The organism is Streptomyces sp. NPDC001816 (genome assembly GCF_042892235.1).
Lineage (GTDB): Bacteria > Actinomycetota > Actinomycetes > Streptomycetales > Streptomycetaceae > Streptomyces.
This window is the reverse complement of sequence record NZ_JBIATY010000032.1, coordinates 1-4,853: the sequence shown is the minus strand read 5'-3', so window position 1 is coordinate 4,853 and position 4,853 is coordinate 1. Positions and strand designations below refer to the sequence as shown.

Annotated in this window: 3 protein-coding genes and 2 pseudogenes; 2 read left to right on the top strand and 3 right to left on the bottom strand. The window is 69.5% G+C overall.

Features of this window, described 5'->3' with window-relative positions:
- Positions 1-180: 180 nt before the first annotated feature.
- Together ACFYZZ_RS45335 and ACFYZZ_RS45330 are read left to right on the top strand one after the other, a co-directional pair.
- A pseudogene (locus ACFYZZ_RS45335) lies at positions 181-449 on the top strand (NmrA family transcriptional regulator); the annotation flags it as partial.
- Positions 450-913: 464 nt separating this feature from the next.
- On the top strand, positions 914-1,819 hold the full coding sequence (locus tag ACFYZZ_RS45330; RefSeq protein ID WP_389189962.1) for an SDR family oxidoreductase: 906 nt from the start codon (positions 914-916) through the stop codon (positions 1,817-1,819).
- Positions 1,820-1,979: 160 nt separating this feature from the next.
- Here ACFYZZ_RS45330 and ACFYZZ_RS45325 read toward each other — a convergent pair.
- The 3 genes and pseudogenes from ACFYZZ_RS45325 to ACFYZZ_RS45315 form a co-directional block, all read right to left on the bottom strand.
- Positions 1,980-3,822: pseudogene (locus tag ACFYZZ_RS45325) on the bottom strand (DEAD/DEAH box helicase family protein); the annotation flags it as partial.
- A 37-nt stretch (positions 3,823-3,859) separates the two neighbouring features.
- Positions 3,860-4,174, bottom strand: a complete 315-nt coding sequence (locus ACFYZZ_RS45320) for a hypothetical protein (protein WP_389189960.1) — start codon at positions 4,172-4,174, stop codon at positions 3,860-3,862.
- A complete protein-coding gene (locus ACFYZZ_RS45315; protein WP_389189959.1) occupies positions 4,171-4,410 on the bottom strand; it encodes a hypothetical protein in 240 nt (79 codons plus the stop codon). Before ACFYZZ_RS45315 ends, ACFYZZ_RS45320 begins: the two co-directional genes overlap by 4 nt.
- Between the last annotated feature and the right edge of the window lie 443 nt (positions 4,411-4,853).

Sequence of the window (4,853 nt, the reverse complement as noted above, 5' to 3'; positions counted from 1 at the left end):
GTGGGTGGGGTGGGGGTCAGCGTTTCTGTGTTTCTGGGTGTGGGCGCCTGGGGCGTTGCGTATTCCGGTACTGACGTGGCCGGGGCATGGCGTCGCCTGTCCAGGACCGTGGCCGTGGCGGGGCGCGAGGCCGGGTCCGGCCCGGTCCTCGTCGTCGGCGATCACACGCCGGACCTCCCCGCTTTCGCCTGGACCGCTGTTGCTCGCGGTGCCCGTTGCCTGGTCCTGCTTTCCGGCCGTGGCGAGGAGGGCGCGCAGGCCGCGAGGAGGCCCTGGAGGCCTCCGGCGCCGACTGGACCGTCGTACGTGCCGCGTGGTTCGCCCAGAACTTCGACGAGAGTTTCTTCCTCGGCGCCGTACGCGAGGGCGAGATCGTCCTGCCCACCGCCGACGCCGTCGAGCCCTTCGTCGATGCCGACGACATCGCCGGCGTGGCCGTCGCCGCGCTCGCCGGTGGTGGTGGGGTGGTGTTCGGCGTGGGTGGTGTGGTGTGGGGTTCGTTGATTGGGGCCTTGGTGGTGGTGGGGTTGGTGGCTGTGTTTGTCGGTGTTTGTGAGCTGGTGGGGTTTGTTGGTGGTGTCGGACTCTGTGTTGGCGGTTACGGTCGTGTTCGCCTCCTGGTAGGGCGTGTTCGCCTCCTGGTAGGGCGTGTTCGCCTCCTGGTAGGGCGTGTTCGCCTCGTGGTAGGGCGTGTTCGCCTCGTGGTAGGGCGTGCGGCGCGAGTCCTCCTGCCCGTTCTGGCTCTGTCGGGCGATGGTGGGCAGAGCGTCATCGGCAGTCCGGAAGGGGTGGCGGGACGGGGGGATCAGCCACCTGGGCCGTTGAGGGCAGCCGGTATGAAGATCATTCCTGTCTCATCCGTGTTGTGCCGGAGTCGCGAACTTACGGGATGTACTCGGGAAGGTAGGGCGGCATGAGTGGCATGAGTGGCATGGGCGGGTCCGCGTCCGGCCCCGCCGCAACCGGCAGCGACTGCCCCGCGGCGGTCCCTCTCCGCTTCCCGCTCCCTGAGGGCCTTGCCGGGGCCACGGTGGTGGTTGTCGGGGGCAGTTCGGGCATTGGCCTGGCTACCGCCCGTCTTCTGGTCCGGCTCGGCGCCCGCCCTGTGCTTGTCGGCCGTGACGCGGGCCGTCTCAAGGCGGCTGCCGCGTATCTCGCCGGGGAGGCGCCCGCCGCCGGGGTGCGCACGTACGTGTCCGATGTACGTGACGAGGACCGGCTTGGCGGCCTCTTCGACGAACTCGGCACGGTGGACCACGTCCTGGTTACTGCCGGGGGCGTGACCCGCGGCGCGGTCACCGAGGCCGACCGCGAGCGTGTGGCCGACAGTGTCGAGGGCCGGCTCTGGGGCGGTTATGCCGTTGCCCGGGTCGCGGCGCCGCGGCTTGTACCCGGCGCCTCGATCACGTACTTGTCCGGCATCTACGTGGTGCGTCCTGCACCGGGTGGCGTGGCTGTGATCGCTGCGGCCGCTGCTACCGAGGGGCTCGCCAGGGCCCTTGCCGTGGAGCTTGCGCCCCGCAGGATCCGGGTCAATGCGGTGCGTTCGGGCACGGTCGACACTCCGATGCTGCGTTGCCGGCTGCTCCCGCCCCGCGAACCTGTGCCGGGCGAACACGTGCCGGACCGTGATCCTGACGGCCCGGCGCGGCTCGGGGGAGCGGCGGGCGATGCTGCGGTGGCCGTCGCGGGCCGCGGCATGCCGCTGGGCCGCTATGGCACGGCCGAGGAGGTGGCTGCTGCGGTGCTTTTCCTCATGGCCAACTCCTATGTCACCGGCACCGTGCTGACCATCGACGGCGGCCAGTCGCTCATGTGACGGATCGGCAGATTTGTTCCTGCTGATGCTCGTAGGGGGGCTTGTTGGTGTGCGGGGCGGCGGCTGGTCTGGTGTGTTGGTGGTTCGTTGAGAGGCCGGGGGAGTGGTTTGGGCGGGGAGGTCGGGGTGTGTGAGCTGGGGTTGTGTCTTTTGCACTGAGCCCCAGCGGAAAGGCCTTCGTCACGCCGGCCTCGGCCTCGACGTCGTAGGGCACGGCGTAGAGGCCGGTGGTCTCGTTCTGGGCCCGCCAGTGCAGCAGGGCCTGGTAGCCCTCGAGCCACGCCAGGTTTTCCGGCCGGTAGACCCGGGTGTGCAGGAAGGCCGCGATCGTGGCCGCGTCCCTGGGAGAGGAGAAGTGGAGCAGCGCCGGCTCGGCAGCGGCGTCGGTGCCGTCCTGGTCTTGGTCCTTGCCGTCGCCCTTGCCGCCGGTGCCGGCGGTCCGGCCGTCTTCGTCGTGCTGGATGTGCATCTTGCGCTCGTGTTTGTCCCGGGACGGGGCGCGGGAGGCGGGTTGCTCGACCGGGCGCTCATTGTGGGAGCGCAGGCCCTGGAGCACGGCCACGAGCGGCTTGAGGCTCGCGGAGGCGATCATGTCCGTCGGGTCCTCCCCGGCCTTCAGGAACACCGGCACGATGATCCTGGCGATCTTCGTGGAGCCGTCGCGGTTCAGCCGGAGCGCCCGGCCGATGTTCTGCACGATCTCCACCTGCGAGCCGCGGGTGTCGGCGAAGCGGCTTCCACGCCTCGCTCGCCGGTGGTGTCGACGCCCTCACCGAGCACGCGGACGCTCGCGAGGAAGGCTCGGTGGACCCGGCGGCCGGCCGCGTCGATGCCGCCTGCGAACTGGCGCAGTGCCTCGCGCCGTTCGGCGACGAGGTGGTTGCCGCACAGCCATGCCGACCACACCCGGTCCGGCGGGACGTGGCGTCCGGCCTTCAGCTCGTACGGCTCCGCGTCGATCGATGACTTCGGCAGTGCTGCCCCTTCGCCAGATCGTTGTCCGACGCCTCGGTGACGTACGGCTCCGTGGCCGTCTCCGGCAGTTTCTCCGCGAATGCTGCTGCCTCCTCCACCCGCTGGTGGAACGTCATCACCGTACGGAGGTTGTACGCTGCGGCGTGCTCCAGGAGTGCGGGCTGCAGGAGCGCCAGGCGCCCTGCAGCGCCTCCTCCGACAGCCCGAGGACCGGTGACGGGTCGCGGATCTCGAGTACGTCGATCTCGAACCCGCGAGGGTGCCCCGCTCGATCGCTTCCAAGAGACCGAGTTCGGCGAGCCACGCGCCGTACGTGCCCTCCGGGTCATCGGTCATGCTCGCGATCTCCAGCTCCTGGCCGCCCGCACCCCTGTGCGGCCGGGCCGCGGCCAGGATGCGCGGCGTCGCGGTCAGGTACAGGCGGAAGTCCGCCGGAATCCGGGCGTTGTCGTGGATCGCAGCCCACGGCCGCCCGAGAGCACCGGCGGTGCCGTGGGCTTCATCCACGATCGCGAGGTCGAAGCCGTCCATGCGCTGCCCGTACAGCCGCTCCCCACCCGCCAGAGAGGCCTCCAGCGGCCCGCGAACCTTGCGCCGGCCCTCAGGTGCGTCGATGTCCTCACGGTCCACCAGGGAGGCGTACGTGGCGAACACGACCACGGGCCCGCGCCCGGCCCACAGGGCGAGCTGAATGGGGTTGGTGGTGGTGCGCACCTCGAGTTCGTTCAGGACCGCGTCGTTCTCCAGCGGCACACGGCGACCATCGGGGCCCGGTGGCCCACCAGACGCCACGCCTGGGCAGTCTGCGCGAGCAGGTCCAGGGTCGGGACGGTGACGAGGATCCGGCCGTCCGGGAAGCACTCCAGCGCGCTCGCGGCGGCGGTGATCGTCTTCCCCGATCCGGTCGCGGACACGATCGTGCCCCGGGCCCCCTGAGCGGGCACAGATGACCTTGCAGGGAATCCCACCCACTTCCGGAAACTTGCCCTCTGGTCTACCTGGTGTTCCTTGAGTTGAATCCCAGACATTCTCTTGCCTCCCCTTCTCGGATATTATCGCGGAATTTCAGGTAGCCGTGTGCGGGTAGTTGTAGGGCCTGTCATCAATCCAGGTACGCGCGTTGCACTTGTGCCAGCCCGCCGATTCCTTCTCGCGCAGCGGGTCGTAGCCCTCGGGGTCGTAGTGGTCGGCCTCGCGGGTGCCGAGGATGACGTCGCCGGTGGAGTATTCGATGATGCGGGCGTTGCACAGCCGGCCGGCCTCGCCCAGCGCCTCCAGGATGCGGCAGCGCTCCATGGTGTGCGGGTACGTACGCGGCAGCACGGTCTCCCGGACGAACACCTCCAGGCGCTCCAGCCCGGCGCGCTCACGCTGTCTCACGTCCGCGATATGTACGGCCAGTTCAGCGGACCCGGCGGACCTGCCGCCGCGCCGGTCCCAATCCCGGTCTGCGACATGCCGTCCAGCTCGACCACATCGGACTGCGCACCGGCGACCGCCCCGGCCTCCAGCGCGGCCATCAGGTCGTCCGCCTCGCTCGCGGACACGCCCTGGGTAGCCAGGAGTGCGAACACCTTCAACCGGGCGTAAATGCCTGCCGTCTGATACCTGCTCACCCTGCGCACGGAAACGCTGCTCAGCACGGATTCCTTCCGATAGATTCGCTGTGACCGGTCATCTCAGGCCGTTACTCTCGAACATGAGGGAGGGTTTAAGGGTGGTTTGAGGTGTCCCGTATTTCCGCCAACCGTACATGCTGCATCAATCTGAGGCACGCACTACACTAGAACCCGACGCGAACGAGCGACCCCCACCCCTCGCAGCCAGCCTGACCCGCGAAGCGGGTCTAACGGTCCGTAAGGCACAGCCTGAAGGACTGTCAGGGCGGGGGAGCGCAGCGGACCAGCCCGGAAGTGCAACGCACTCCCTCAACTCCCCTACAAAAAGCCGGTATAACGGCACCTGACGCACGGTCATCCGCACGGCCGCGCATCGCGCGGCCCGCCGGGCGCGCAGCGGCCGGCTCCATTGGCTCCCGGAGCGCAGCGCAGGGAGCCGC

Excerpts from the sequence above, each read along its gene's own strand:
- ACFYZZ_RS45330 (WP_389189962.1), top strand. The coding sequence starts at position 914 with ATGAGTGGCATGAGTGGCATGGGCGGGTCCGCGTCCGGCCCCGCCGCA.